We start from the raw sequence: 22,976 nt of genomic DNA, 5'->3' as shown, positions 1-22,976 counted from the left end.
AAGTGTGTTAGTGGTTTGTCTATTTTAATTGCTTTTATAGGTACTAGTTCATGGAATCACTTATCCACGATTCTAACATTATATAAATAGGAGTGTTGTTATTATGATCGTTATTATTTCTAATAAAGTGACAGAAGAACGTGTTCAAGAAATCGTACGCCACATCGAAAAGCATGAAGTTCAAGCTCATGTATCCAAAGGAGTGGATCGGACGGTTATAGGCATTATTGGCAAAGCAGATCCAATGCTTGCTGAGCAGCTGCGTCAGTTATCCGGTGTAGAGCAGGTAGTCAAAATTTCAAAATCATACAAATTGGCGAGCCGCGATTTCCATCCGAATGATACGGTCATTAAAATTAAGGATGTTGAGATTGGTGGAGAACAGCTCGTTATTATGGGAGGACCTTGCGCGGTAGAGTCTCCTGAGCAGATTGATGAGATTGCACGTCTTGTCAAAGCGGCAGGTGCTCAAGTGTTACGTGGCGGGGCGTTCAAGCCTAGAACAGGACCGTACAGCTTTCAAGGTGTTGGCGTAGAAGGCTTGGTGATGATGGCCGAAGCGGGCAAGAAGCACGGACTTCTTACTATTACTGAGGTCATGACCCCTGAGTACGTAGATGTATGCGCCCAATACGCGGATATATTGCAGGTTGGTACACGGAACATGCAAAACTTTGATTTGCTGCGCAAGCTTGGTTCGATTCAGACACCAGTATTATTGAAGAGAGGGTTTAGCTCCACGTACGATGAGTTTCTGAATGCGGCGGAATATATTTTGGCCGGAGGTAACCCGAATGTCATGCTCTGTGAGCGCGGAATCCGAACATTCGAACCTTACACGAGAAATACGTTGGATTTGGCTGCAATCCCAGTTCTTCAATCTTTGAGTCATTTGCCGGTTATTTCTGATCCAAGTCATGGAACGGGCCGCAGAGAGCTGGTAGAGCCGATGAGCAAAGCTTCCGTAGCTGCTGGTGCTAACGGTTTGATCGTTGAAATGCATACAGATCCGGACAATTCGATGACAGGAGACGGTGTACAATCGTTGTTCCCGGATCAATTTGCCAAGCTGATGGTAGACTTAGAGAAGCTCGCTCCGCTGTGTGGCAAACGATTTGATACGAAGAAAGAAGAAATAACCGTATAATCTAACAGGAATGTTAACAATTCACAAGGCTTGATTCCTTGCTACAAGGGGGATCAAGTCTATTTTTGTCGAATTTATGAACGAAAACCATGTTATGTGTAAGAATACCTTACATACTCGTAAAAAATACCTGACATAAGTATTGACGATCATTCATGAAAAGTTTTATAATAACACCATGATAAATAAAAAACTTGAACAATGTACGAACAAACCAAGAAGAATGTTCGGAAATTAGGAGGTTGGCGATTCATGTCAGTTCAAAACGTATTAAACATCCTTAAAGAAAAAGGCATCGAGTGGGTAGATTTTCGTTTTGTAGATCTTTCCGGTAGAGCTCACCATATTTCCTTGCCAGCTAATGAAGTTGATGAAGCTACATTTGAGAACGGGGTAGCATTCGACGGATCTTCCATCCCAGGATTTAAAGGTATTGAAGAGTCTGACATGGTTATGCTTCCTGATACCGAGACGGTATATGTAGATCCTTTCACAGCTCATCCTACATTGATCGTAATGTGTAACATCCACACTCCAGATGGCGAGCGCTATGATCGTGACCCGCGCAGCATCGCTCAAAAAGCGGAAGAGTACTTGCAAACGGCTGGAGTTGGAACAACAGCATTCTTTGCACCAGAATCCGAATTCTTCATCTTTGACGAAGTTCGTTTCCAAAGCGGACAAAACGAATCTTCTTACTTTGTAGATTCCGAAGAAGCTCACTGGAACTCCAACCGTAAAGAAGAAGGCGGTAACCTTGGATTTAAAGTCGGCCACAAAGGCGGCTATGTACCAGTAGGTCCTACAGATACTCAACAGGATATCCGCAGCGAAATGTGTCGTCTGTTGATGGAAGCCGGTCTTCGCATCGAGCGCCATCACCACGAAGTTGCAACTGCAGGTCAAGGCGAAATCAACTTCCGTTTTGACACATTGACTACTACAGCTGATAACTTGATGAAATACAAATATATCGTACAAAACACAGCTAGACAATATGGCAAAGTAGCCACTTTCATGCCTAAGCCATTGTTTGGCGATAACGGTAGCGGAATGCACGTTCACCAATCCATTTTCGATGGCGATACTCCTCTTTTCTATGAAAAAGGCGGCTATGCTAACCTGTCTGAAATGGCTTTGCATTACATCGGTGGTATCTTGTACCATGCACCAGCTTTGATCGCTTTGACGAACCCATCCACGAACTCCTTTAAGCGTCTGGTTCCTGGTTATGAAGCACCAGTTAACCTGGTATTCTCCAAAGGTAACCGTTCCGCGGCTGTTCGTATCCCGGTTGCTGCTGTAACGCCAAAAGGCTGCCGTATCGAGTTCCGTACTCCGGACTCCACAGCTAACCCTTACTTGTCATTCGCAGCTATGCTGATGGCTGGTTTGGATGGTATCAAAAAGAAAATCGATCCAAGTGCTCTTGGATATGGTCCATTGGATAAAAACATCTATGACCTGTCTGATGCAGAAAAAGGCGAAATCCGCAGCGTACCTGGTACATTGGATGAAGCTCTTAACGCTTTGGAAGCTGACTATGAGTTCTTGACTGAAGGCGGAGTGTTTACTAAAGACTTCATCGATAACTACATCGGCTTGAAACGCAGCGAAGCTAAAGCAGTTGCAATCCGTATTCATCCGCATGAATACTCCTTGTACTTCGATCTGTAAGAACTTATCTATCTCTCATATAGAGAAACAGCCTTCCGGTTTCCGGAGGGCTGTTTCTCCTTCTTGCTGTACAGGAAGTTTCAGTTTACTCTTTCGTTAGGAGCGCCAACCGTTCATAGGGTACATGTAGACTATCTTTTGCTCTATCCAGAGAAAGCCTAACTTCTCATATAAAGGTCGAGCTGCTGCGTTATTAAGATCGGTTTCCAACTGCATCCGATTAGCGCCTTCCTTCTCAGCTATCGCACGGGCATGGAGAAGCAGTTGATGCGCTGCTCCCCTTCGCCTGTAGCGAGGGGCGGTATACACATCTTGAATCCGCATGATAGGCAATGCCCTCGATGTAGAGAAGCCCCAATTATAGGTTAAAAATCCGGCATATTCATCTTCGATGGTGGCCAATAAGCAGAAGGCATGCGGATACCGGAGAAGCCTCATCAGCGTCTCTTTGCATTCTGAAAGCTGTAGTTCATTTGAACAGTCTAGGTTCTTGTGCTGACCTATCAATAGAATTGCCTCTGGAATGATGTCTTCATTTAACTCGATAACCTGTACACTAACATGATCCATAGCTGTATTAACCTCCTTTTTTATAATACATTGGAAATTATTGCATTAATTAGGAAAAAATAATAGACTTATCCTGAACTGATTGTTATGATGTTGAGTTAGGTATAGTTGAATTTTCGGACTCCTTTACGGGGGACCTAGTACGGCATACATCTTTTGAATTTTCATAAGTTTCTTGATCATCTTTAGACCGCTTAAATAGCGGTCTTTTTCTTATGGAAAAGAAAAGGAAAAAGAAGCAGCACCAAGCTCAGAGTAGAACAAAAGAGGGAATGGGTGTGGGGTGGAGAAGCGATAGCGTCCGCCTTTGAAGTTCGTGTTCCAACCGCTGCAAATATGATTCTAGGACAACCACTTCAACAGCGGTCGTAATCCGACATCCACTAGCGAATGGGTTTAAGCCAAAGAGGACCGTTCGGCGAATTTTCAGACGGCATAATTCATTTTTTTGCAATCGTCACCGTTTTGTAATACATCTTCATTATAATGGAAGTAAAGAAACCTAGTTGGGATAGGTGGTGCAATGGATGAGTGCAGCATGGATGGAGAAGGAAATTGTACATTTATTGAGCCGTTCAGGGTTCTATGCAGACAAAAGAAGTGTTAGCGCTTGCATAGAGCTAGGCAAGGAGGAGACGGTACGCCGTTTGATCGCGGGAGAATCGTTAACTGGGACCGTCAGCGAGCTTCAGCCGTTGGAGCAAATCAAGGCGGACGGCAAAGAGTTGAAGGCCGATTCGATAGGGGATCAGCAAACGTATTGGCTTTATCGCATGGTTACCTCAGAGGCTCCGTTAGTTGAAAAAATGACGCTATTTTGGCATGGTCATTTCGCAACCTCCTATCAAAAGGTCAAGGAAATTCCTATCATCATTAAGCAAAATGAGCTTTTTCGCAAGTATGCCTTGGGCAATTTTCATGATCTGGTGTTAGAGGTCGGCAAAGACCCGGCTATGATGCTGTATTTGGATTCCAACAATAACAAGAAGGGCAAGCCTAATGAGAACTATGCTCGTGAAGTGATGGAGCTGTTCACACTGGGGATTGGCAATTATACGGAGCAGGACATTAAGGAAGCGGCTCGAGCTTTTACCGGATGGTCGTATAATAAGCAGCTGGATGAATTGAAGTTCAATAAAGGACAGCATGACACTGGCATGAAGACGATTTTGGGGGAAAAAGGGAATTTCGACGAGAGCAGCACGGTTGACGTGTTGTTCAAGCAGGACGCACTTTCTCATTTTTTGGCGACGAAGCTGTTGAAGTTTTTTGCTACCGATGAACCGTCTGCTGAGTGGGTCAATCAGGTGGCAGCAGATTTTGCCCATTCTAATAATGTAGGCGAAGTGCTGTCGAAGCTGTTTCTGTCCGATATGTTTTATAACACCGAATATCAAGGCAGCTTAATTAAGACGCCTGTCGAGTACGTTGTAGGCATTCTGAGAGCATTCCGTATCCCTATGTCCAAAGGCTTCGCGCAGGCTGCAAGGAAAATGGGACAAGAGCTGTATTTGCCGCCCGATGTGGCCGGCTGGAGAGGTGGCACAACCTGGCTTATGACCACAAGCCTTCTTGCGCGTTATCAGTTCGCTGAATCGGTTGCAAAACGTATAAACAATACTTTACTTACTAGTAAAGATTATAAGCTGGAAACCTCGACAGCAGCAGAGGATTGGGTCACCCAATACGCTCAAAATGCTGGGGTATGGTATCTAGGTGAGCAGACGACGCAAGTGCTGTCAAAGTATGCCGACGAGACGTTCATACATTCCGCGCAAAAAGCTGCGGGAATGAAAGGGCTGCTGCAGCTCATTATGCTAAGTCCGGAAGCGCAAATGAAATAAGAGAGGAGTGAAAGCATAATGAAGCTGACAAGAAGGGATTTTTTGTTAAAAGGTACGGCTTTGCTGGCTACTCTCGGGTTAGGTGGTCCGATGATTTTTGCGCAGGATGGATCTCCGCTTAGCAGTGCTTCCGATGATGATCAACAGAATGTAGACGCGCCTGTCCTTGTCGTTATCCAGCTATCCGGAGGCAATGACGGGATCAATACACTCATCCCTTACGGGATGGGAGGATATTTCGACGCTCGCCCCACACTTAAAATTACGGACAAAGAAGTGCTCACTATAAATAATGAAGTAGGATTGCATCCTAGTCTGGCGCAATTGAATGAGCTGTATAAGAACGGTAAGCTCGCCATTATACAAGGCGTGGGATATCCAAAGCCCGATCATTCGCATTTCCGTTCAATGGAGATATGGCAAACTGCAGAGCCGGAAAAATATATTCGATCTGGATGGCTGGCAAGGTATGTGGAATCCTCTTTAGCCCAATCGGCGAATCCGCTTAAAGCGCTCCAGATCGGGAACAATGCGAATAAGGCGTTCTATTCCGATAGCATCAATGTTCCCGTTATTCAAACTGTCGAAACGTATAATATGTTTGATCCCAAGACGCCGAAGGCTGAACAGAACCGGTTGGCCAAAGCCTTTATCGATATGTACGATCCGAGTAGACAAGGCATGCAAATCAAGATAACCTGCCAACGAGGGGCAGACGCTTACCAGAGCGTTGAAGCCATTCATGGCTTGACCAGCGGCTATCAAAATAAGCTGGAATATCCGAAATCCAACATCGCTCGCGATCTTCAATTGGTATCCAAGCTGCTGTCAGGTAAGTCGGGAACCCGAGTATTTTATGTAGAGCTGGGTGGCTTCGACGATCATGCACAGGAGAAGGAACAGCATGCGAAGCTGCTGAAGCAGTTGGATGAGGCTGTGGGGACATTTTATAAGGATTTGGAAGCACAGGGCCTGCAGGACCGTGTCGTCACGATGGCTTTCTCCGAGTTCGGTCGAAGAGTGAAGGAGAACGGCAACGGCGGAACGGACCATGGCACGGCTGCTCCTATGTTTGTACTTGGCGGCAAAGTAAAGGGCGGAATGTACGGCGTTATGCCGAGCCTCACTAATTTGGACAATGGAGACTTGAAGTACGAGGTTGACTTTCGCTCCGTTTATTATACATTGGTAAATAACTGGCTGAAGGGTGACGCCACGAGTGTGCTGAAAGGAACCTACGAAAACCTGGCCTTTATTTAATTCATAATGATACATTTCATGAGCCGATTCATTTTCTTAGGAGAATGAATCTTTTTTTATTGCAGAATGCTTTACACATTATCCATTTGCTGCCCGTCTAAAGGAAAGGTGCCTAGGATCTCGTACATAGGCTGTTGGTGCATATGGGTACGGAACAATACAATACGTCGTACGATCCATGAGGAAGAGCTTCGCTCCTCCGAGCGTTCAGGTGTTGGAAGCAAGGCTTTGGAGAAGTCTTCGTCACCAGTATTCTTTTTGGCAATGGTGATGTGAGGTCGATAGGGGCGATTTTCCGGCATGAAGCCTAATGGTTCCATCGCATGCTCGATTTGAGCTTGCAGCTGCCTCAGTGGCTCCATGTCGCCGCTCACGCCCACCCACAATATATTGGGAGAGCTCGGCTTGCCGAATGTGCCAAGTTCCCCTAACTCCAAACGAAATGATGGCACAGGCTCTGTAATTGCCGACAGGGTGTCTTTTACTTTTTCTGCAGTGTCAGGGTCGGTATCACCTAAGAAACTCAGCGTAATGTGCAAATCCTCAGGATGGACCCATTTTCTAAAGGAATGCAAAGACTGGATGGCTTCCATTTCAGTCAGCAGTATGGAGCGTTGCTCCGGTTCTATTGGAATAGCAATAAATAATCGATCCTTCTCCATGGTAAGTGTCTCCTTTCATCCTTCTACATGAAATTAAGTTATCCGACTGTTTGTGAAATATGTATCAATGATGTGAAGAATACGCATAACTACTTGATGGATAGGGACAAACTTTGCTATCATACCTATATCAAATCAAAAGATGCTGATGTAAATAACAAGGTGAAGGTGTGAAACCATGACAAAACGAGCGTATAATTTTAACCCGGGTCCTGCGGCGCTTCCGTTGGAAGTATTACAGCAAGCTCAAGAGCAATTTGTAGAGTATAACGGAATTGGCATGTCCTTGATGGAAATTTCCCATCGCAGTAAAGAGTATGAAGCTATCAATGCGGAAACGCAAGCTTTGCTGCTTGAGCTGTTGGGAATTGAATCCGGATATAAAGCATTGTTCATGGGCGGCGGAGCAAGCACGCAGTTTGCCACCATTCCTTTGAACTTCCTGAAGCCTGGTAAAGTGGGCAGCTACATCATCACCGGCAGTTTCTCCGAAAAAGCTTATGAAGAGGGCAAAGTAGTAGGAGAAGCCGTCATTGCAGCATCCAATAAAGAAGGCAAATGGAGAAGCCTGCCGAAGGCAGAAGACATCCATATTGATCCGAACTCAGCGTATGTCCACATGACTACGAACAATACGATCGAAGGCTCCCAGTTCTCTTACATTCCGGAAACAGGCGGCATTCCTTTGATTGGAGATATGACAAGCGGTATTTTGAGCCGTCCGATCGATGCAAGCAAATACGCAATGATCTATGCAGGCGCACAAAAAAACTTGGGTCCATCGGGCGTAACGGTTGCTATTATCCGCGACGATCTGTTGGCGGAAGAACCGAAGCACATTCCTTTCATGCTTCGCTATACAACGCATGCTAAGAACAGCTCCCTTTACAACACGCCTCCGGTACACTCCATCTACATGGTGAACCTGATGCTGAAATGGGTTAAGAACAATGGCGGCGTTGCAGCGATGGAGAAAAATAACATCGAGAAAAGCAATCTCGTATACGATGTCATCGATGCTAGCGGTGGCTTCTACAGCGGCAACATTGATGCCGACAGCCGTTCGATTATGAACATCACGTTCCGTCTTCCAAATGAAGAGCTTGAGAAGAAATTCGTGAAGGAGTCCGAGCAGCATAACTTCGTTGGTTTGGCAGGTCACCGCAGCGTAGGCGGTATCCGTGCTTCTGCTTACAACGCAGTACCTTACGAAGCTTGCAAAGCATTGGCTGACTACATGATCGATTTCCAAAAACGCAACGGTTAATAGATGAAGCGGCAGTCCTTACTGCACAAGGGGGACTGTCTTTTTTATAAATTCGGGGCTCCCCGCAAAGTACCTGAATCAGCTTCGAAGCCAAGGCCCCACTTTGTGGGGTTATTTTATGGCTCAACGGATCAAGAGACAATAAAAAATGAGTACCGCTACCTAAGTAAGGCGGCACTCATTTTTAACGAATAAAATCGGATTAAGCGAGGGATTCCTTCATTGCGGGTTCGGTCAGCTTGTAGCCGACATTCCGAATAGTGACAATGTATTCAGGATTTCGCGCATTGTGCTCAATTTTATCACGCAGATGGCTTATATGAACATCAACGATTCGGGTATCGCCGAGAAAGTGATAATCCCATACGCCGTGAAGCAGCTGCTGGCGGCTCAATACTTTTCCGCGGTGCTTGCAAAGGAATAAGAGCAGGTCAAATTCTTTGGGCGTAAGCTCAATAGCTTGCCCACGAATGGTAACTTCCCGCTGATCGGCTTGAATCTCGATTTGACCAACAGCAAGAGGGGCGTTCTCAACAGTAGACGGCAGTGTCTGTAAACGGCGTAAAATAGCTTGTATACGGGATATCAATTCTTGCGGACTAAATGGTTTAGTCATGTAATCATCGGCTCCGTTATCAAGACCGGCTATTTTATCGGACAAGTCCTGCATAGCTGTCAGCATAATGATAGGAACCAGGTTATTTTGTTCGCGCAGCTTGCGGCACACTTGTATACCATCCATTTTGGGCAGCATCAGGTCCAGTACGATCACATCGGGTCGAAAATGTTGAATGGCTTGAAATACCGCTTCGCCGTCATATACGCAGTGCACCTCGAAGCCTACCAGCTTCAGGTTAAACTCTATCAGCATCGAAATGGAAGGTTCGTCGTCAACAACAAGAATTTTCTTCTTCATCCTTCGAATCTCCTTTTGTATGTTAGCACTTGATAGTTATATTATTGCAAGCTTCTATCATCCACATATTAAGGATAGGTAAAGCGAATGTTAAATCTCATGATGAATGTATACTATAATTAAGCAGAATAAAACGAGGTGACGATTCAGCTATGGCATTTCATATTGTATTGGTAGAACCGGAAATTCCGGCGAATACAGGCAACATTTCAAGAACCTGTGCGGCTACAGGAACGTGGCTGCATCTGGTAAGACCGCTTGGCTTCGATACAGACGACAGAACTTTAAAACGGGCTGGGCTGGATTACTGGCATTCCGTGAAGCTTGAATACCATGATTCATTTCAAGAAGTGAAGGATAAATATAAAGACGGACGCTTCTTTTTTGCAACGACGAAGGCGAGTCGAGTTTACACAGATTTTACATTTCAGGACGGGGACTTTCTTGTTTTCGGTAAAGAGACTAAAGGTTTGGCACCGGAAATTTTGGAGGAGCACCCTGAGACTTTGATGCGTATGCCGATGTCGGATGCGGTACGTTCGCTGAATTTGTCCAATTCGGCTGCGATCATTTTATATGAAGCTTTGCGGCAAAATGGCTTCCCAGGACTGACTTAAATTGCAACAAATAAGGGGGGTATGGCAGGAATTTTAACATACGCAACGAATAGTATTAAGACAAGCTTCTGTTCGTTTTAAGGCTTGGCTATACTGTTTTTTGTTGCGGAAAGAGAGGTGAATTAATGATGAAACCGGCAGGTGTAGTTAGAAAAGTTGATCAGTTGGGCCGTATCGTACTTCCGAAATCGCTGCGTAAACGTTATCAGATGAATGAAGGGGACCCTGTTGAAATATTAGTTAGCGGAGATCACATTATTTTGGAGAGATATCGGCCGCGGTGTGTATTCTGCAGCTCGATGGAGCAGGTTAGCGAGTTCAAGGAGCGTCATATTTGCGCTGAGTGCTTATCTGAAATGAGCGTCCTAAAATAGTACCCCAATAGATGGTTAAAAAAAGCAGAAAGCATCACGGATTCCTTGATTCAAGGAATGTGATGCTTTTTTCGATCTTAGCTTCCGGTAAACCGAAAAAGAAGATTATCTCATTATGAATCTGTAGAAAGGTCTTAATTAAAGACCTTTCGTTTTGTCATCATTATAAGATGCAGTGCACATAGCTACAATAAACATCAAGAATACTAAGTTCACAATCCAAAATGTTGCTGACATCGGCTGCACCCCCTGCACATTATTATAACCAATCACTGCCTAAAAAAATATTACCAAAATGTGAACATTTATTTAAAAAACAAGAAATGAGTCGGCAAAAGCCGTAACCGACCGTCTGAAGGACGATTAATGATTTGACCATCATATATCAGGCTGGAAGAGCCTCCGCCATCTAGATTGTAGGCATCCTTGACTCCAAGCTGGAGGAGCTTGTCCTGCAGCTCGGCAAGAGTAGCGCCAGAATTGCCTCGCTCATCATAACCGTCCGTAACTAAGAACAACAGTTGATCGTTCTTAAAGTTGCCGACTACGGTTCTTGGCGCTCTGGCTGGCGAGTTTTGCCATTGAGGCGGAATGGCTTGCTTCTTGCCGTTTTGCAGCAGGACAGGAACGAAGGTAGCACCGAATGCTGGCTTCAGCTTGTCTAGATCCTCCTGACGCGAGAATCTTCCTCCGATGAGCTTGCGGTCTGTGCTCAAGCCGATAAACGCAAGATCCTCAAAGGTCGGCTCGAAGCCGTACACATACTTGCTGTTATACATGGTCGTGCTGAGCGGAAACCGTTTGCCGGTCTTGTTATCATCGGCAAAGCCGCCTGCGTTGATGCCGGCTACAGCGCCGTATCGCCGTGCCGCATCCAAAGTGGTCTCGCTGCCGCCTACCGCATCCTTGCCAAGCACCATCTTCATCGCTTTATCCGATTTCATATTTACCTTCAAAGCGTAGCCCTTATAGTTCTTATCGCTAAAATTATACAGCTTGAGATCGATATTAGAGCTGCTTGTTTGTCGGGCGACACTCCCGCCGAGCTTGGACATAATGCGTGAGTCGAATATGGCCATAGGCTTAGCGGAAGCGGCGTCTGCTGTCGTCACCATGGCCGTGACGTCTGAGGCACTTTTATCATAGAGCTGAAAAAAACGCTCAATGGTCGACTTGGTTTGAGTTGCATCCGTTTTGGCCTTGTCCAGCTGTTGACCCGATGCTTCCAATTGAGTCTGAATCGAGAACTCCGTTTTGGCAAACCGCTTAAGGTCCGGAAGCTGGACCGACAACTGGGTACAAAGTAAAAAGATCATAATACCGATAAAAGGCGCTAAGGCCAATAGAAGGGTACGGTTAATAAGTTGAATAGGATTATTCATTGCATGGGTCTCCTTATTGCAGTACATCCAGGTTTTTCTTCAACTCATCGAGTTTTTTCTTCACTTCATTCAGCTGTGTATACAGCTGATTACTGTTGTCGGTCTTGCTGTTGGCGCTATCTTTAGTAAAAGCGAGCAGTTCGTTCAAAGAATCGATTTTTCCTTGCATCTTCGTCAGATCGCTGCTGACGCTATCTTTTAGCTGGGCAATTTGCTTCTGGTAGTCCTCTTGTACGGCTTGCAGCTGTACCTCAGTCTGCTGAGCTATCTCAGCGGCGATTTGCTGCCGCAAATGATCCGTATATAGCTTGGCGCCAAGCGCTCCCAGGGCGATCAGCAGCGTCCATCCCATAAATAAAAAAACATACGTTTTTTTTCTTCCTTTAGCTGGCTTGCTTTTTCGCACCACAAGCTGCTCGGAAGCAGGTTCGATGGGCGTATTCATGGTTGATTCACCTTCCTGTACTCGTTCGGTGAGAGGCCAACCGTCTTTTTAAACACTTTACTGAAATATTTCTCATCATCGTAGCCTACCATCTCGGCGACCTGAGCAATCCGCAGATGAGGATTTAACAGGAGAAGCTTCGCTTTCTCAACACGAATGTCACTAAGATAATCGGATAAATTGACTTTAAACTCTTGTTTGAATTTACGGGAAATATATTCACGGCTTAAATAGAAATGATTGGCAATCTCTTGAAGCGTAATATCCTGATGATAATGGTTTTGAATATACTTTGCAATCTCGTAAATGACGTTTTGATCCTGATGCTGATGCTCAAGCAAATGCTTGGATAGCTCAATCAAGCTTTCGGTTAGCTGCTCCCTCCATAACGGTACGGACAAGGAGCCTGCCTCATCTGATGGGATCGTGAATGGAGTGGAGTTCAGCCATGTTTTTAGGGCAGGCGGCTTCTCGCCGAACCACTCTACAAGCCAGCGGCTGCGCATCACGTTGTATTCGCTCCACCATAGCTCAAGCTGCTCCAAGGTGATTACATCGAGCGTGCTTACAGCTGTAAACCAGTCTTCCGCCGCTCTGCTGATTTGTTCGACGCTGCCGCTTTGAACGGCCAGACGGATCTGTTCCGAATAATTGCTGAATGAAAGCACGGGCTGCGAGGTTGGCAGCGGGTCCGGCATCAAATAGACCTGCTTTTCCTTGGAGAGCAGGTTGCGTCTGCGCAATGCAGTACGTGCGTCCTTGTAAGCGGGAGACAAACCGGAAGGGAAAGGCTGGACACGGCTGACACCGATATCCAAGCTGCTTCGCAGCGCAGTCATCATTCCCTGTTGAATGGAAGAGAGAATAGTTCTCCATGAATCACTAGAGCCGAACAGCAGCAGGATAATCTCTCCCTCGCTGTTCCAGTAGCGATATGCGACTCCACGTTGGCCATCCCGCAGGATCTCATTACATATATTCGTAATGGAAAAGAATAATAGGTCCGAGTTCGCATCGAACTTCTTTTTGAGTGCGGCGTTCATCGTATCCAGGGTCATGATGGCTACCCTGCACTCCTTCACGCTGCGGTCCAAGCCGAACTCCTGGCTTAAAGCGGCTGCGGTGGCTTCATAAGTAGATGGCTCCGCAACCAGGTTGGAGAGCAGCTTCTCCCAATATACAGGTCGAATCTGATTCATCTCGATGTTGCTCTGCCGCTGACGATGGCGCTCATCCTCTTCGCGGGTCCAGCTTTCCAATGCTTTACTAACTGCTGCATGAAGCTGCTCCGCATCAATAGGCTTCAATATGTAATCGACACCGCCGTGCTTGACGGTATGCCGTACCAATTGAAAATCATCATGTCCACTGATGACGATCGTTTTGCCACAAGTATAATGAGCCGCGAGCCATTCCAGCAGCTCCAGCCCGCTTTTAACCGGCATCATCATGTCCGTGAAGATAAGCTGCGGCTGATGCTCCCGAATCATCTCAATCGCTTCTTCGCCGTCCTGGGCTTCGAATATAGCATCGATCCCAAAATGCTTCCAATCTACAAGCAGCTTGACAGCTTCGCGTACATGCTTCTCGTCGTCTACAATGATGGCTTTCATGATGTGGTTCCTCCTAAACAGCCCCTGTAGGATACTGAGGCCAAACTAACTATGGTTTTGTGCATCTAATGGAATCGTAATCGTAACCTTTAACCCGGACGGGTTGCAAGCCTCAATGCTCATGGCTGCTCCCTGAAAATAAAGCTGCAGCCTTGCGCTCACATTCAGTAGTCCGATGCTTTCCGATGGTTCGGCTGCAGCTTTCAGATGCTGACTCAACTGCTTTTGCAGCTTGACGAGCTGCTCTGCTTCTATACCACTCCCGTTGTCTTCCACAATAAGCTGAAGCTGCCGTCCATCCATGATCTTTCCGGCTATAAGCAAGCTGTTCGATTTCTCGCGAGGGTCGAAGCCATGCTTGAAATAGTTTTCAACCAACGGTTGAAGAATCATCTTAGGTACCTCGATTTCAAGCGTATCGTCATTCACTTCGAATGAGACGGACAGGTCATTTTCAAAACGCTGCATTTGCAGCTGCAAATACGATTTGACATGATCCAGCTCCTGCTTGAGCGGGACAATGGTTTCATTCGTGTTCATGCTGTAGCGCATCATTTTGGCCAAAGATGACAGCAGTGTGTAAATCTTGGGTGCCTGGTGCTGCAATGCTAATGTCCCTATCGACTGAAGGCTGTTATACAAAAAATGCGGATTGATCTGCGCCTGCAGCGCCTTCAACTGATTCGTCTTATTGGCTAAATCCAGCTTGTACTCACTCAATATCAAATTGTTGATCGTCTGCATCATGAGACGGAAGCGCCGAGCGAGAATACCAATCTCATCGTTGCTGCTCACCTGAATATCGACCTGCATATTGCCGGTCTGAATTTTGTTAATGTATCCGATCAAATTTTTGATCGGCGCTGTAAATCGGAACGAAATATAGAGCGTTGCCGAAATAACAACAATCAAGAACACGCTGAAAATGAGCGTGTTGATTTTGGTAAGCTCACGTGCATTTTTGTACAAGCTTTCGTACGGAATCCGTTTCACTAGGGTCCAGTTCATGTATGGCGTCGACATACGTTCGTAAATATGTATGCCGGAGAACGATTTGCTTTTCCACTCGAAGCTTCCTTTATTATCGGGCATAGCCAGAAGATGATCTACCCATTCCTCACGGAGCACATGTCCCACCGTAGCAGGATCTGTCCCATATACAACCGTACCGTTGTTATCCAGTATGTACAGCTCGTCCTGGCCGGGTGTGTATAGCTGATCACTAATGGATCGAATTACGTCTACACTGAAATCGATGGACAGAATGCCGAGCTCCTGCTGCGTCAAAGCGTTTCGGATTGACCGATGAAGTGTAATAACGGACGACGGAGGAACGTAAAATATGCCTCCCATCTTGTAGTCATGGATGAGGTGAGTAGGCTCCAGACGAAGCTCACTATTCATCATGTCGGGATGGTATTTGGCACTTACACCTTCGTTGCGTAATGGATTCCCCAGCAATATCGAGAACGAACGATCGCTTTTGGCGATGAATAAATACGTCTGCCTGATTTCCTTAACCGAATTAAACAAGGTTTGCAGGCCTCTCGATATTTCGCTGATGCTTAAATAATCCGAATCTCCGCTCTCGATAATTTTGTACAGCGTTGTGTCGTTATACACCGATAAGGAGCTCTGCTCGATCACCCTGAGGTAGTTCATAATATTCGTCTTCCCCTGGTAGATGAGGTTCGAGTTGCTAGCGATAGTCTCTCCCGAAATCGACTGCTTCGTGAAAAAATAAGTAATAACCATAGAAGTAGAGATCGGGATGATGGTAGCGGCAAGCAAAAAGATAATCAGCTTATTGCGGATGCTGTTACGGATCATAGACGGCCCCCTTCGTGGTCTTATGCAATTGCCAAGTTTATTGTAACAAGGGATATCAATAAATTCCACCTGATGGGTCACCATAATCGGTGTTTTTCAACCGCATTCGTTTCTATACTAGGGTTATACTTATCAAAAGGGGGAAAGATGCTATGAAAGCTAAGCATCGCTTGTCGGATTGGATGCTCCAGACAGTATTCGTCGGTCCGGCGCTCGTCTTTTTCTCCATTATCGTGATCGTACCGTTTCTGATGAGCATTTATTATTCGTTTACCGAATGGAACGGAGTCACTTCTACGATCAAATGGATAGGACTCGATAATTTCAAAAAAATTATTGTGGACGATAAAGATTTTCACTCGTCTTTCTGGTTTACAGCCAAATTCACCATAACGAACGTGGTGCTTGCCAACTTGGTCGGTTTCTCATTAGCTCTTCTGCTGACGCAGGCGCTGAAAACCCGTAATATTTTACGTACCGTGTTTTTCATGCCTAACGTCATTGGGGGCTTGCTGCTCGGCTTCATCTGGCAGTTCATTTTTGTAAAAGGGTTTGCAACGATCGGCGAGGCGACGAACATCGGATTTTTCCAACTGCCTTGGCTCGGAGATGCTCCAACCGCCTTCTGGGGTCTGGTCATCGTAAGCGTATGGCAAACCGCAGGGTATTTGATGGTCATCTACATTGCCGCATTGGCGAATGTGCCAAAGGATATTGTAGAAGCTGCCTATATCGATGGGGCAAACCGGTGGCAAACGCTTCGTCAAATTACGATTCCGCTCATTATGCCTGCCGTCACTGTCTGTTTATTTCTGACGATTTCGTGGGCGTTCAAAATGTACGATCTCAACGTTTCGTTGACTAAAGGCGGTCCGTTCAACTCAACGCAGTCCGTTGCGCTTAACATCTACGACGAGGCGTTCCGTAATAATCGTTATGGGCTAGGAACGGCCAAAGCATTTATATTCTTTATCGTAGTAGCGCTCATTACAATGGTTCAAGTTTGGACAACGAAGAAGAAGGAGGTTGAAGTGTAATGGAAGCGAAACACACTTACAATCTTCGGTTGTTATCGTTAGAAATTATCGGTATTATCGTTGGATTGCTGTTTCTTGTCCCGTTTTATTTTGTTATCGTCAACTCCATGAAAAGCTTCGGTGAACTGTTAATTAACTCAGCAAGCCTGCCGCAGTCGCTCAACTTCAGCAATTACGTGAAAGTATGGGGCATCATGAAGTTTCCGCAAGCATTCTGGAATTCATTGCTCATTACCGTATTCAGTAATCTTGGGCTAGTCGTGATCAGCTCGTTGGCTGCCTATCGGTTGGTCAGAGTTCCGTCACGCTTTAATAATCTAGTGTTTCTTGCCTTTGTTGCAGCGATGGTCATCCCGTTCCAATCGATCATGATTCCGTTGGTGCGTGTAGCCAGTGAAGTTGGACTTATGGACAGTATCCCCGGTCTCGTAATATGTTATTTCGGGTTTGGCGTTTCCCTTAACGTATTTTTGTATCATGGATTTATTAAATCGATTCCTATGGAAGTGGAAGAATCGGCTACGGTCGACGGATGCTCTCCTTTGGGCGTATTTTGGAAGATTGTTTTCCCGCTGCTGAAGCCGATGACGGTAACGGTTGTTCTCTTAAACAGCTTGTGGATATGGAACGACTTCCTGCTTCCGATGCTTATATTGAACAGTCCGGATTTGCGGACGATTCCGTTAACGACCTATTCCTTCTTCGGTCAATATACGAAACAGTGGGATTTAGCGCTCGCAGCGCTGGTACTGGGTGTCATTCCAATTGTTCTGTTTTTCCTGGCGATGCAAAAGCATATCATCGAGGGAATCACAGCAGGCTCGGTAAAAGGATAATTGTAGATAAGGATTTGGATTGGATCCAGTACAGCGAGTCAATAGGTTACACCTTTTCGTTCAATATTGTCCGTGTTCGCAGTAGGGATAATTTTTTACAATAAAGGCGTTAACACTAAAGATTTGATATAGACGCTTCATAGAAATCATCAATTTTAAGGGGAGGCTTCTCTAATGAAAAAGAAGATTGCAATATTAAGCTTGACTACGGTAATGCTGGGCTCCTTGCTAGCTGGCTGCGCGAAGAGCGACCCGGCACCAGGAGCAGCAGGTACGACAGGCGGAGATGCCGGTGCCAAAAAAGTAACGCTCAAAATGTTCCAATTCAAGGTGGAAATCGCCGAGCCTTTGGCTAAGTTAGCCGCAGAATATGAGAAAGCGAACCCGGGGGTTAAGATTCAAATCGATACAGTGGGCGGCGGCTCCGACTATGGCGCAGCGCTGATGGCAAAGTTTAACTCGGGCGACAAGCCGGATATTTTCAACAATGGCGGTTTCTCCGACCTGGATAAGTGGATCGAGCATCTGGAAGATTTGTCCGATCAGCCTTGGGTTAAAGACATGGTACCTGTAGCTAAAGAGCCAATGACCAAAAACGGCAAGCTGTACGGTCAGCCGCTGAATTTGGAAGGCTATGGCTTCTTGTATAATAAAGACTTATTTGCTCAAGCAGGCATTACAGAAGTGCCTAAGACGTTGTCTCAGCTGGAAGACGCGGCTAAGAAGCTGCAGGACAAAGGCATTCAGCCTTTCGTGAACGGTTATGGAGAGTGGTGGGTGCTGGGTAACCACTTCGTCAACATTCCATTCGCTCAACAGCCTGATCCTAATGCATTTATTGACGGCTTGAACAAAGGTACGGCTAAAATTCAAGGCAACGCAGGATTCGAGAATTGGATGAAGCTGTTCGACCTGCAATTGAAATACGGCAACAAAAACCCACTGCAAACCGACTATAAAACGCAAGTTACTGAGTTTGCGACAGGTAAAGCGGCTATGACGCAGCAAGGTAACTGGACACAGCTGCAAATTACACAAACGAACCCTAATATCAAAGTAGGCTTCCTGCCTATGCCGATCAGCGATGATGCGGCAGCGAATGATAAGCTTCCAGTCGGCGTGCCTAATAACTGGGTTATTAACAAAAACTCACCTAATAAAGAAGAAGCTAAAAAGTTCCTTAACTGGATGGTTAGCTCCGATATCGGTAAAAAATATATTACGGAAGAATTCAAGTTTATCCCTGCCTTTACTAACATTCCGGCAGACGAGAAAATTTTAGGTCCACTGGCTGCAGATATTATCAAATACAGTAAAGAAAACAAGACGCTCAGCTGGAACTGGTTTAAGTTCCCGGGCGGAGAAGCGAGCAGCCAGAAGTTCGCCGCTGCGATGCAAGCCTACGTTGCTAAGCAAAAAACGAAGGATCAAATGCTGGACGAATTCCAAAAAACTTGGGATAGCCTGAAAAAATAATATTCCTAACTCAGACCTCGGCGCAAGCCGGGGTCTTTTAGATTGTTAAGGAACTGAAATAGGAACTTGTGTGGGGAGGTAGGGTGTCCCCTGGAGGAGCGATAGCGGCCGCCTTTGTTATCGGGAAATACCCGCTGTAAAGCAATGAATTGAAAATTTCCCGATAACAACAGTGGCTGGAAGGGGATATCCTACCGGATCGAAGGGGATACCCCACCGGAAGGGGGAACTATTTTACAGCAAAGCGAGCATTAGGAAGCAATGGGGACGAAATAGCTATCAAGGAATGATTAGCCAGTAAAACCAATGCTAAATCCGCTCACATGTGCTTACGTCGGGTTTTGGCGCGGCTGTGTCCGTTTAACAGAAGCGGGGTATCGCTGTTACAATGAGTATGATTAGCGGCCAGATGGTGACGGGGGATGGACATGATAACAAGGCTTATTTCGGGTAGCAAGCAATGGTATGTGGCAAAAAAACGGTATTTACCTGAGGATAAGCGGTTATCCAGGGATGCGATCGTATCCTTATTTATTCACTTTTGCTTTCAGTTCGGGGCCTCCATGTCTGGGATTTTTTTGACCCTGTATTTGTGGCGATTGACCGAGAGCTTGTGGATTAACGGCATGTATTATATTGTCAACTATGGCATAGCGCCATTGGCGTTTGCGCTCGGAGGCTTCATCATCAAGCGGAAAGACCGCATGGTGTCCTACCGTATCGGCATCGGGCTAATTGCCTTGTTTTATCTGATCGTTGTGTTTGCACAGGAGAAGGTCGTAGATTACTATGTGCTGTTCGCGATTTTTGGAGGTGCAGCTGGTTCTTTCTACTGGGCAGGGTACTTGACCTTAATGTACGATGTGTCCACAGAGAAAAATCGGATTCGGTACTTGGCTATCAATATGATCGTGTTCACATTGGCCGGTTTGATAGGGCCTGCATTGGCGGGATTTATTATTCGGCAAAACGATGGACTGCAGGGATACACAATCGTGTTCTCCATCGCCTTTTTCATGTTCCTGATCGCCACATTAGGAAGCTTAAAAATTAAAACGAAAGTATCTCATCATAAAGCTTATTATTTAAAATTCGTTGGATTGCTGATGAATAAAAACAAGCGTTGGTTCAAATCGCTGATTGGCTTCTGGGTTATGGGGCTGTTTCAGGGAATCATGCTGTTTTTGCCGAATATATTATTGTTTCAGATCGTTGGCAGGGAGGATCTAGTAGGCTATTTGGGCGTTCTATATGCAACCTTGAGCATAGGAATGGGCATGGTCCTAACCCGTTATGGACGGGAAGACCGGGCGCGCAAGTTCTTGATTATATCTACTGTAGGGTACGTTCTGGGAACTGTATTTATCTTATGGAAGCTCACCTTGTTAACGGTCATCTTGTTCATGGTGCTTTACTCTATTTGCTCACCACTGCAAGGGAATACGATAACTTCCTTCTACTTCCGTCTGATCGGAGCGCTTCCGTTAAAAGGGCAGTTGAGAGTAGAGTCGGTTGTTATGCGGGAGACGTTCCTTAACTTTGGGCGGGTAGTTTCGATTCTAGCTCTGATTCTTATTACCAGATATAGCGGAAATGAGCTGCTTCCATGGGTATTGTTCTTCGCTGCTATAACCCAAATAGGGATGGTGTGGCTGCTTGAGCGTGTCCCGGAGATTGAAGCGGAGAAGCAGGATACCTAAAAGAATAGTAGAAACAAGAAGAGCTCGTCGTATAGATGCAGCTCTTCTTTCGTATGAGGAAACTGCCTACGAGCTCAGGATCCATTCTGTACCTTCTTTTCCCTCGAACCGGTACCATATTTCTCCGGTGTCGGAAATCCATTTGCCGTTGGCCTGAACCTTCTGAGGGGCGTAATAGCCGGCTTGATGCTTCACTTCATCCTTGATTGGAAAACGGTACGTGATGGTTTGGGTCTTCACATCGATTAAGTTCGTTACTGCCTGAACGTCGAGGGGCTTCTCCAGGAGTACGCGGCTCGTACGAAGCCATACTCTGCCTGAATCGGTTTCTATACAGGACCATTCTCCCGAATTCACGACAATATCATAATTGCCTGGAGGCAGCCAGCCGATTTCCCCTGCCTCAGAGGGTTGATTAAACAGTCGTGCCTCCGTCGGAAGCTTCACTTTCATTCCAAGCTCCTTGTTCCAAAGAAGCCAACGATCTCCTTGAGGGAGCTCGATCTTCAACCACATAGAATTGTCAAAAGGACGATTTCCGGGTTTCCACAGTGCTTTAGCGTGAACAGTATCGGGCGGCAGTGTCTCCTGCTGTTCCTTCATTTGGGTAGGATAAGGAAATACAACGGCAGGTTCAGTAAGAACAACATCGAAGGATACGCTAGCAGCTTTAACGTTTTCAGGAATGAAAGGTTCTGCGATCCATTTGATTCCATAGCTGGTCTCAATCTGATACCACGTATGCTGGCTTAAGGCTAGAGAAGTGACATTGAGCGCCTTGTAGTTGAAGCGTAGTATAAGTACCGAGAACTTTTACTTTCTGTGGCGGAATCATCAGGTCTGTCGGATCATAGCTCTGCTGCAAGTCGAAGAGTCTTGTCTCCTGAACCAGAGTAATGTCTCTATCCTCCGTGTGATAACTTCCGGTTGCTACTTTATCGGATGCCGGAATCCATTTGTCGCCAAGCCAAGTCTCGACCAAGAACCATTCGATATCACCATCCTCTTGTTTTGGAAGTGTATCCTTAACGCTCACCTGCTGGGGTGCGGAAACTATTCCAACAGGCTCCTGAGACAGGCTGCTGACATCATACATCGGAGAGTCCTTTAGTATGACTAGGCTGCCGACAAACAGATTAGCGTGAGCTTGTGCTACAAATACCATGGAGGCAAGCATGATGCCAAATACAATTATAAGATTGTTCCGTTTTTTACTCATTTCTCATCCCATCCTTTCACAATGATAATGACGCATGGATGCTGGGTTGAGTCGCTTGCCTTTTTTTTTGAAGATTTTGTAAAATCCAGATTTGATACTTCCAATGCATGGACCCTTCTCAGCTTGGTTAACCTATGGAAAAAATCGTTGCGAAGGGATGTTTATGGAAGGTGACTAGGCAAGAAGAATACGACTGCATCATCATTGGGGGCGGGATAGCTGGTCTTCAGGGAGCGATTCAGTTGGGGAGATACAAGCATAGAACGCTCGTTATAGATAAAGGCGTTGGCAGATCGACGTTGTGCCAGTGCTATCATAATGTATTGGGATGGCCGGATGGCGTATCGGGACCGGAGCTTAGACGACTTGGCCGGCTGCATGCTGAGCGGCTAGGTGTGCATTTCATGAACGATGAAGTTATTGGGCTGAGTGCGGTGGAAGGCGGATTCGAAGTGCAAACCAAAGCAGGGCGGCAGGAGCTGAGGGCGGCGACGCTGCTTTTGGCTACGGGTCTAACAGATCGTTTTCCTCAGCTGCCGGGGTTGGAAGGCTGTCTCGGATTGACGGTTTACGTCTGTCCGGATTGTGACGGATATGAGGTGAGCGGCAAAAAAACGATTGTGCTCGGAGCGGGTAATGTGGGAGCCTCCATGGCGCTGACTTTATCCTATTGGACTAAGGAGCTTGTCTTTATTAATCATGAATCGACCAAGTCATCTGTTTCCACCGATTTGCAGGAGCAATTGAAGGAAAAAGAGATTCTGGTGATTGACCATCCCTTAGCAGAGGTGTTGGTTACGCAGAGCGGTGATTTCAACGGCATTCGCTTAGAGGATGGGCGGATAGTGGAGGGGGAACGAGGGTTTATCGCTTTTGGCGGTAATGAGGTTCAATCCCATTTGGCAGCCCAGCTTGGAGTGGAACGGCTTGAGAATCGTCATATCTCCGCCGACCCCCGGTCCAAGATGACGAATGTGCCGGGGGTTTGGGCTGCCGGAGATGTAGGCGTGCACGCGGAGCAAGTGACGATTGCGATGGGTGAAGGCTCACAGGCGGCTATATGGATTCATAAAGAGCTTTTGAAACGAAATTAAGAGCAGCCGG

General features: G+C 46.1%; 21 protein-coding genes. 12 read left to right on the top strand and 9 right to left on the bottom strand.

The genetic code is table 11. From position 1 onward, the window contains the following. The first annotated feature begins 103 nt into the window (after positions 1 to 103). Both aroF and glnA read left to right on the top strand, forming a co-directional pair. On the top strand, positions 104 to 1,147 hold the full coding sequence (aroF, locus tag QMA13_RS28610) for a 3-deoxy-7-phosphoheptulonate synthase (protein WP_282937069.1): 1,044 nt from the start codon (positions 104 to 106) through the stop codon (positions 1,145 to 1,147). Between the two features lie 252 nt (positions 1,148 to 1,399). Then, positions 1,400 to 2,824 carry a type I glutamate--ammonia ligase gene (gene glnA, locus QMA13_RS28605; RefSeq protein ID WP_282937068.1) on the top strand — a complete coding sequence of 475 codons (1,425 nt, stop codon included), beginning with the start codon at positions 1,400 to 1,402 and terminating at the stop codon, positions 2,822 to 2,824. 96 nt (positions 2,825 to 2,920) lie between these two features. On the opposite strand, the gene QMA13_RS28600 is transcribed toward glnA, so the two are convergent. After that, complete coding sequence (locus QMA13_RS28600) at positions 2,921 to 3,394, bottom strand: GNAT family N-acetyltransferase (RefSeq protein WP_282937067.1); 474 nt, start codon at positions 3,392 to 3,394, stop codon at positions 2,921 to 2,923. A gap of 527 nt (positions 3,395 to 3,921) precedes the next feature. Between QMA13_RS28600 and QMA13_RS28595 the strand changes: the two genes are divergently transcribed. Continuing rightward, entirely contained in the window at positions 3,922 to 5,238 is a 1,317-nt protein-coding gene (locus QMA13_RS28595; RefSeq protein ID WP_282937066.1) for a DUF1800 domain-containing protein, read from the top strand. Positions 5,239 to 5,256: 18 nt separating this feature from the next. Next, on the top strand, positions 5,257 to 6,498 hold the full coding sequence (locus QMA13_RS28590) for a DUF1501 domain-containing protein (RefSeq protein ID WP_282937065.1): 1,242 nt from the start codon (positions 5,257 to 5,259) through the stop codon (positions 6,496 to 6,498). 71 nt (positions 6,499 to 6,569) lie between these two features. On the opposite strand, the gene thpR is transcribed toward QMA13_RS28590, so the two are convergent. Further along, entirely contained in the window at positions 6,570 to 7,160 is a 591-nt protein-coding gene (gene thpR / locus QMA13_RS28585) for an RNA 2',3'-cyclic phosphodiesterase (protein WP_282937064.1), read from the bottom strand. A 178-nt stretch (positions 7,161 to 7,338) separates the two neighbouring features. Here thpR and serC point away from each other — a divergent pair, with 178 nt between their 5' ends. Beyond that, positions 7,339 to 8,427: a 3-phosphoserine/phosphohydroxythreonine transaminase gene (gene serC, locus QMA13_RS28580; RefSeq protein ID WP_282937063.1), complete on the top strand. Its 1,089-nt coding sequence runs from the start codon at positions 7,339 to 7,341 to the stop codon at positions 8,425 to 8,427. Positions 8,428 to 8,629: 202 nt separating this feature from the next. Here serC and QMA13_RS28575 read toward each other — a convergent pair whose 3' ends face one another. Then, complete coding sequence (locus QMA13_RS28575) at positions 8,630 to 9,343, bottom strand: response regulator transcription factor (RefSeq protein WP_282937062.1); 714 nt, start codon at positions 9,341 to 9,343, stop codon at positions 8,630 to 8,632. Positions 9,344 to 9,495: 152 nt separating this feature from the next. On the opposite strand from QMA13_RS28575, the gene trmL reads away from it, so the two are divergent. Together trmL and QMA13_RS28565 are read left to right on the top strand one after the other, a co-directional pair. Beyond that, positions 9,496 to 9,960 (top strand): tRNA (uridine(34)/cytosine(34)/5-carboxymethylaminomethyluridine(34)-2'-O)-methyltransferase TrmL, encoded by a 465-nt coding sequence (gene trmL, locus QMA13_RS28570; RefSeq protein ID WP_282937061.1) that lies wholly within the window; start codon positions 9,496 to 9,498, stop codon positions 9,958 to 9,960. Between the two features lie 128 nt (positions 9,961 to 10,088). After that, positions 10,089 to 10,334 (top strand): AbrB/MazE/SpoVT family DNA-binding domain-containing protein, encoded by a 246-nt coding sequence (locus tag QMA13_RS28565; RefSeq protein WP_282943615.1) that lies wholly within the window; start codon positions 10,089 to 10,091, stop codon positions 10,332 to 10,334. Positions 10,335 to 10,639: 305 nt separating this feature from the next. Here the strand turns inward: QMA13_RS28565 and QMA13_RS28560 are convergent, their stop codons facing one another. The 4 genes from QMA13_RS28560 to QMA13_RS28545 are packed head-to-tail and all read right to left on the bottom strand — an operon-like array spanning position 10,640 to position 15,604. Beyond that, positions 10,640 to 11,716, bottom strand: a complete 1,077-nt coding sequence (locus tag QMA13_RS28560; protein WP_282937060.1) for a phosphodiester glycosidase family protein — start codon at positions 11,714 to 11,716, stop codon at positions 10,640 to 10,642. 13 nt (positions 11,717 to 11,729) lie between these two features. Continuing rightward, a complete protein-coding gene (locus QMA13_RS28555) occupies positions 11,730 to 12,161 on the bottom strand; it encodes a hypothetical protein (RefSeq protein ID WP_282937059.1) in 432 nt (143 codons plus the stop codon). Beyond that, on the bottom strand, positions 12,158 to 13,774 hold the full coding sequence (locus QMA13_RS28550; protein WP_282937058.1) for a response regulator transcription factor: 1,617 nt from the start codon (positions 13,772 to 13,774) through the stop codon (positions 12,158 to 12,160). The genes QMA13_RS28555 and QMA13_RS28550 overlap by 4 nt, the downstream gene beginning before the upstream one ends. A gap of 45 nt (positions 13,775 to 13,819) precedes the next feature. Further along, positions 13,820 to 15,604, bottom strand: coding sequence for a cache domain-containing sensor histidine kinase (locus QMA13_RS28545; RefSeq protein ID WP_282937057.1), 1,785 nt, complete (start codon positions 15,602 to 15,604; stop codon positions 13,820 to 13,822). Between the two features lie 152 nt (positions 15,605 to 15,756). Here QMA13_RS28545 and QMA13_RS28540 point away from each other — a divergent pair, with 152 nt between their 5' ends. The 4 genes from QMA13_RS28540 (at position 15,757) to QMA13_RS28525 (ending at position 20,653) form a co-directional block, all read left to right on the top strand. Further along, positions 15,757 to 16,641 carry a carbohydrate ABC transporter permease gene (locus QMA13_RS28540; protein WP_282937056.1) on the top strand — a complete coding sequence of 295 codons (885 nt, stop codon included), beginning with the start codon at positions 15,757 to 15,759 and terminating at the stop codon, positions 16,639 to 16,641. Continuing rightward, positions 16,641 to 17,477, top strand: a complete 837-nt coding sequence (locus tag QMA13_RS28535) for a carbohydrate ABC transporter permease (RefSeq protein ID WP_282937055.1) — start codon at positions 16,641 to 16,643, stop codon at positions 17,475 to 17,477. The genes QMA13_RS28540 and QMA13_RS28535 overlap by 1 nt, the downstream gene beginning before the upstream one ends. A 174-nt stretch (positions 17,478 to 17,651) precedes the next feature. Next, the gene (locus QMA13_RS28530) at positions 17,652 to 18,953 is read left to right on the top strand and encodes an ABC transporter substrate-binding protein (protein ID WP_282937054.1); all 1,302 of its coding nucleotides are present in this window, start codon (positions 17,652 to 17,654) and stop codon (positions 18,951 to 18,953) included. Between the two features lie 428 nt (positions 18,954 to 19,381). Next, a complete protein-coding gene (locus QMA13_RS28525; RefSeq protein ID WP_282937053.1) occupies positions 19,382 to 20,653 on the top strand; it encodes an MFS transporter in 1,272 nt (423 codons plus the stop codon). A gap of 66 nt (positions 20,654 to 20,719) precedes the next feature. On the opposite strand, the gene QMA13_RS28520 is transcribed toward QMA13_RS28525, so the two are convergent. Continuing rightward, positions 20,720 to 21,256 carry a hypothetical protein gene (locus QMA13_RS28520; RefSeq protein ID WP_282937052.1) on the bottom strand — a complete coding sequence of 179 codons (537 nt, stop codon included), beginning with the start codon at positions 21,254 to 21,256 and terminating at the stop codon, positions 20,720 to 20,722. A 121-nt stretch (positions 21,257 to 21,377) separates the two neighbouring features. Further along, a complete protein-coding gene (locus QMA13_RS28515; RefSeq protein WP_282937051.1) occupies positions 21,378 to 21,872 on the bottom strand; it encodes a hypothetical protein in 495 nt (164 codons plus the stop codon). Positions 21,873 to 22,042: 170 nt separating this feature from the next. Here QMA13_RS28515 and QMA13_RS28510 point away from each other — a divergent pair, with 170 nt between their 5' ends. Continuing rightward, the gene (locus tag QMA13_RS28510; RefSeq protein WP_282937050.1) at positions 22,043 to 22,966 is read left to right on the top strand and encodes an NAD(P)/FAD-dependent oxidoreductase; all 924 of its coding nucleotides are present in this window, start codon (positions 22,043 to 22,045) and stop codon (positions 22,964 to 22,966) included. Positions 22,967 to 22,976 lie beyond the last annotated feature (10 nt).

Origin of the sequence: Paenibacillus sp. RC67 (genome assembly GCF_030020805.1) — a bacterium.
GTDB lineage: Bacteria > Bacillota > Bacilli > Paenibacillales > NBRC-103111 > Paenibacillus_S.
This window is presented reverse-complemented; position numbering and strand designations above follow the sequence as displayed.

Excerpts from the sequence above, each read along its gene's own strand:
- aroF (WP_282937069.1), top strand. The coding sequence starts at position 104 with ATGATCGTTATTATTTCTAATAAAGTGACAGAAGAACGTGTTCAAGAA.
- glnA (WP_282937068.1), top strand. The coding sequence starts at position 1,400 with ATGTCAGTTCAAAACGTATTAAACATCCTTAAAGAAAAAGGCATCGAG.
- QMA13_RS28600 (WP_282937067.1), bottom strand. The coding sequence starts at position 3,394 with ATGGATCATGTTAGTGTACAGGTTATCGAGTTAAATGAAGACATCATT.
- QMA13_RS28595 (WP_282937066.1), top strand. The coding sequence starts at position 3,922 with ATGAGTGCAGCATGGATGGAGAAGGAAATTGTACATTTATTGAGCCGT.
- QMA13_RS28590 (WP_282937065.1), top strand. The coding sequence starts at position 5,257 with ATGAAGCTGACAAGAAGGGATTTTTTGTTAAAAGGTACGGCTTTGCTG.
- thpR (WP_282937064.1), bottom strand. The coding sequence starts at position 7,160 with ATGGAGAAGGATCGATTATTTATTGCTATTCCAATAGAACCGGAGCAA.
- serC (WP_282937063.1), top strand. The coding sequence starts at position 7,339 with ATGACAAAACGAGCGTATAATTTTAACCCGGGTCCTGCGGCGCTTCCG.
- QMA13_RS28575 (WP_282937062.1), bottom strand. The coding sequence starts at position 9,343 with ATGAAGAAGAAAATTCTTGTTGTTGACGACGAACCTTCCATTTCGATG.
- trmL (WP_282937061.1), top strand. The coding sequence starts at position 9,496 with ATGGCATTTCATATTGTATTGGTAGAACCGGAAATTCCGGCGAATACA.
- QMA13_RS28565 (WP_282943615.1), top strand. The coding sequence starts at position 10,089 with ATGAAACCGGCAGGTGTAGTTAGAAAAGTTGATCAGTTGGGCCGTATC.
- QMA13_RS28560 (WP_282937060.1), bottom strand. The coding sequence starts at position 11,716 with ATGAATAATCCTATTCAACTTATTAACCGTACCCTTCTATTGGCCTTA.
- QMA13_RS28555 (WP_282937059.1), bottom strand. The coding sequence starts at position 12,161 with ATGAATACGCCCATCGAACCTGCTTCCGAGCAGCTTGTGGTGCGAAAA.
- QMA13_RS28550 (WP_282937058.1), bottom strand. The coding sequence starts at position 13,774 with ATGAAAGCCATCATTGTAGACGACGAGAAGCATGTACGCGAAGCTGTC.
- QMA13_RS28545 (WP_282937057.1), bottom strand. The coding sequence starts at position 15,604 with ATGATCCGTAACAGCATCCGCAATAAGCTGATTATCTTTTTGCTTGCC.
- QMA13_RS28540 (WP_282937056.1), top strand. The coding sequence starts at position 15,757 with ATGAAAGCTAAGCATCGCTTGTCGGATTGGATGCTCCAGACAGTATTC.
- QMA13_RS28535 (WP_282937055.1), top strand. The coding sequence starts at position 16,641 with ATGGAAGCGAAACACACTTACAATCTTCGGTTGTTATCGTTAGAAATT.
- QMA13_RS28530 (WP_282937054.1), top strand. The coding sequence starts at position 17,652 with ATGAAAAAGAAGATTGCAATATTAAGCTTGACTACGGTAATGCTGGGC.
- QMA13_RS28525 (WP_282937053.1), top strand. The coding sequence starts at position 19,382 with ATGATAACAAGGCTTATTTCGGGTAGCAAGCAATGGTATGTGGCAAAA.
- QMA13_RS28520 (WP_282937052.1), bottom strand. The coding sequence starts at position 21,256 with ATGAAGGAACAGCAGGAGACACTGCCGCCCGATACTGTTCACGCTAAA.
- QMA13_RS28515 (WP_282937051.1), bottom strand. The coding sequence starts at position 21,872 with ATGAGTAAAAAACGGAACAATCTTATAATTGTATTTGGCATCATGCTT.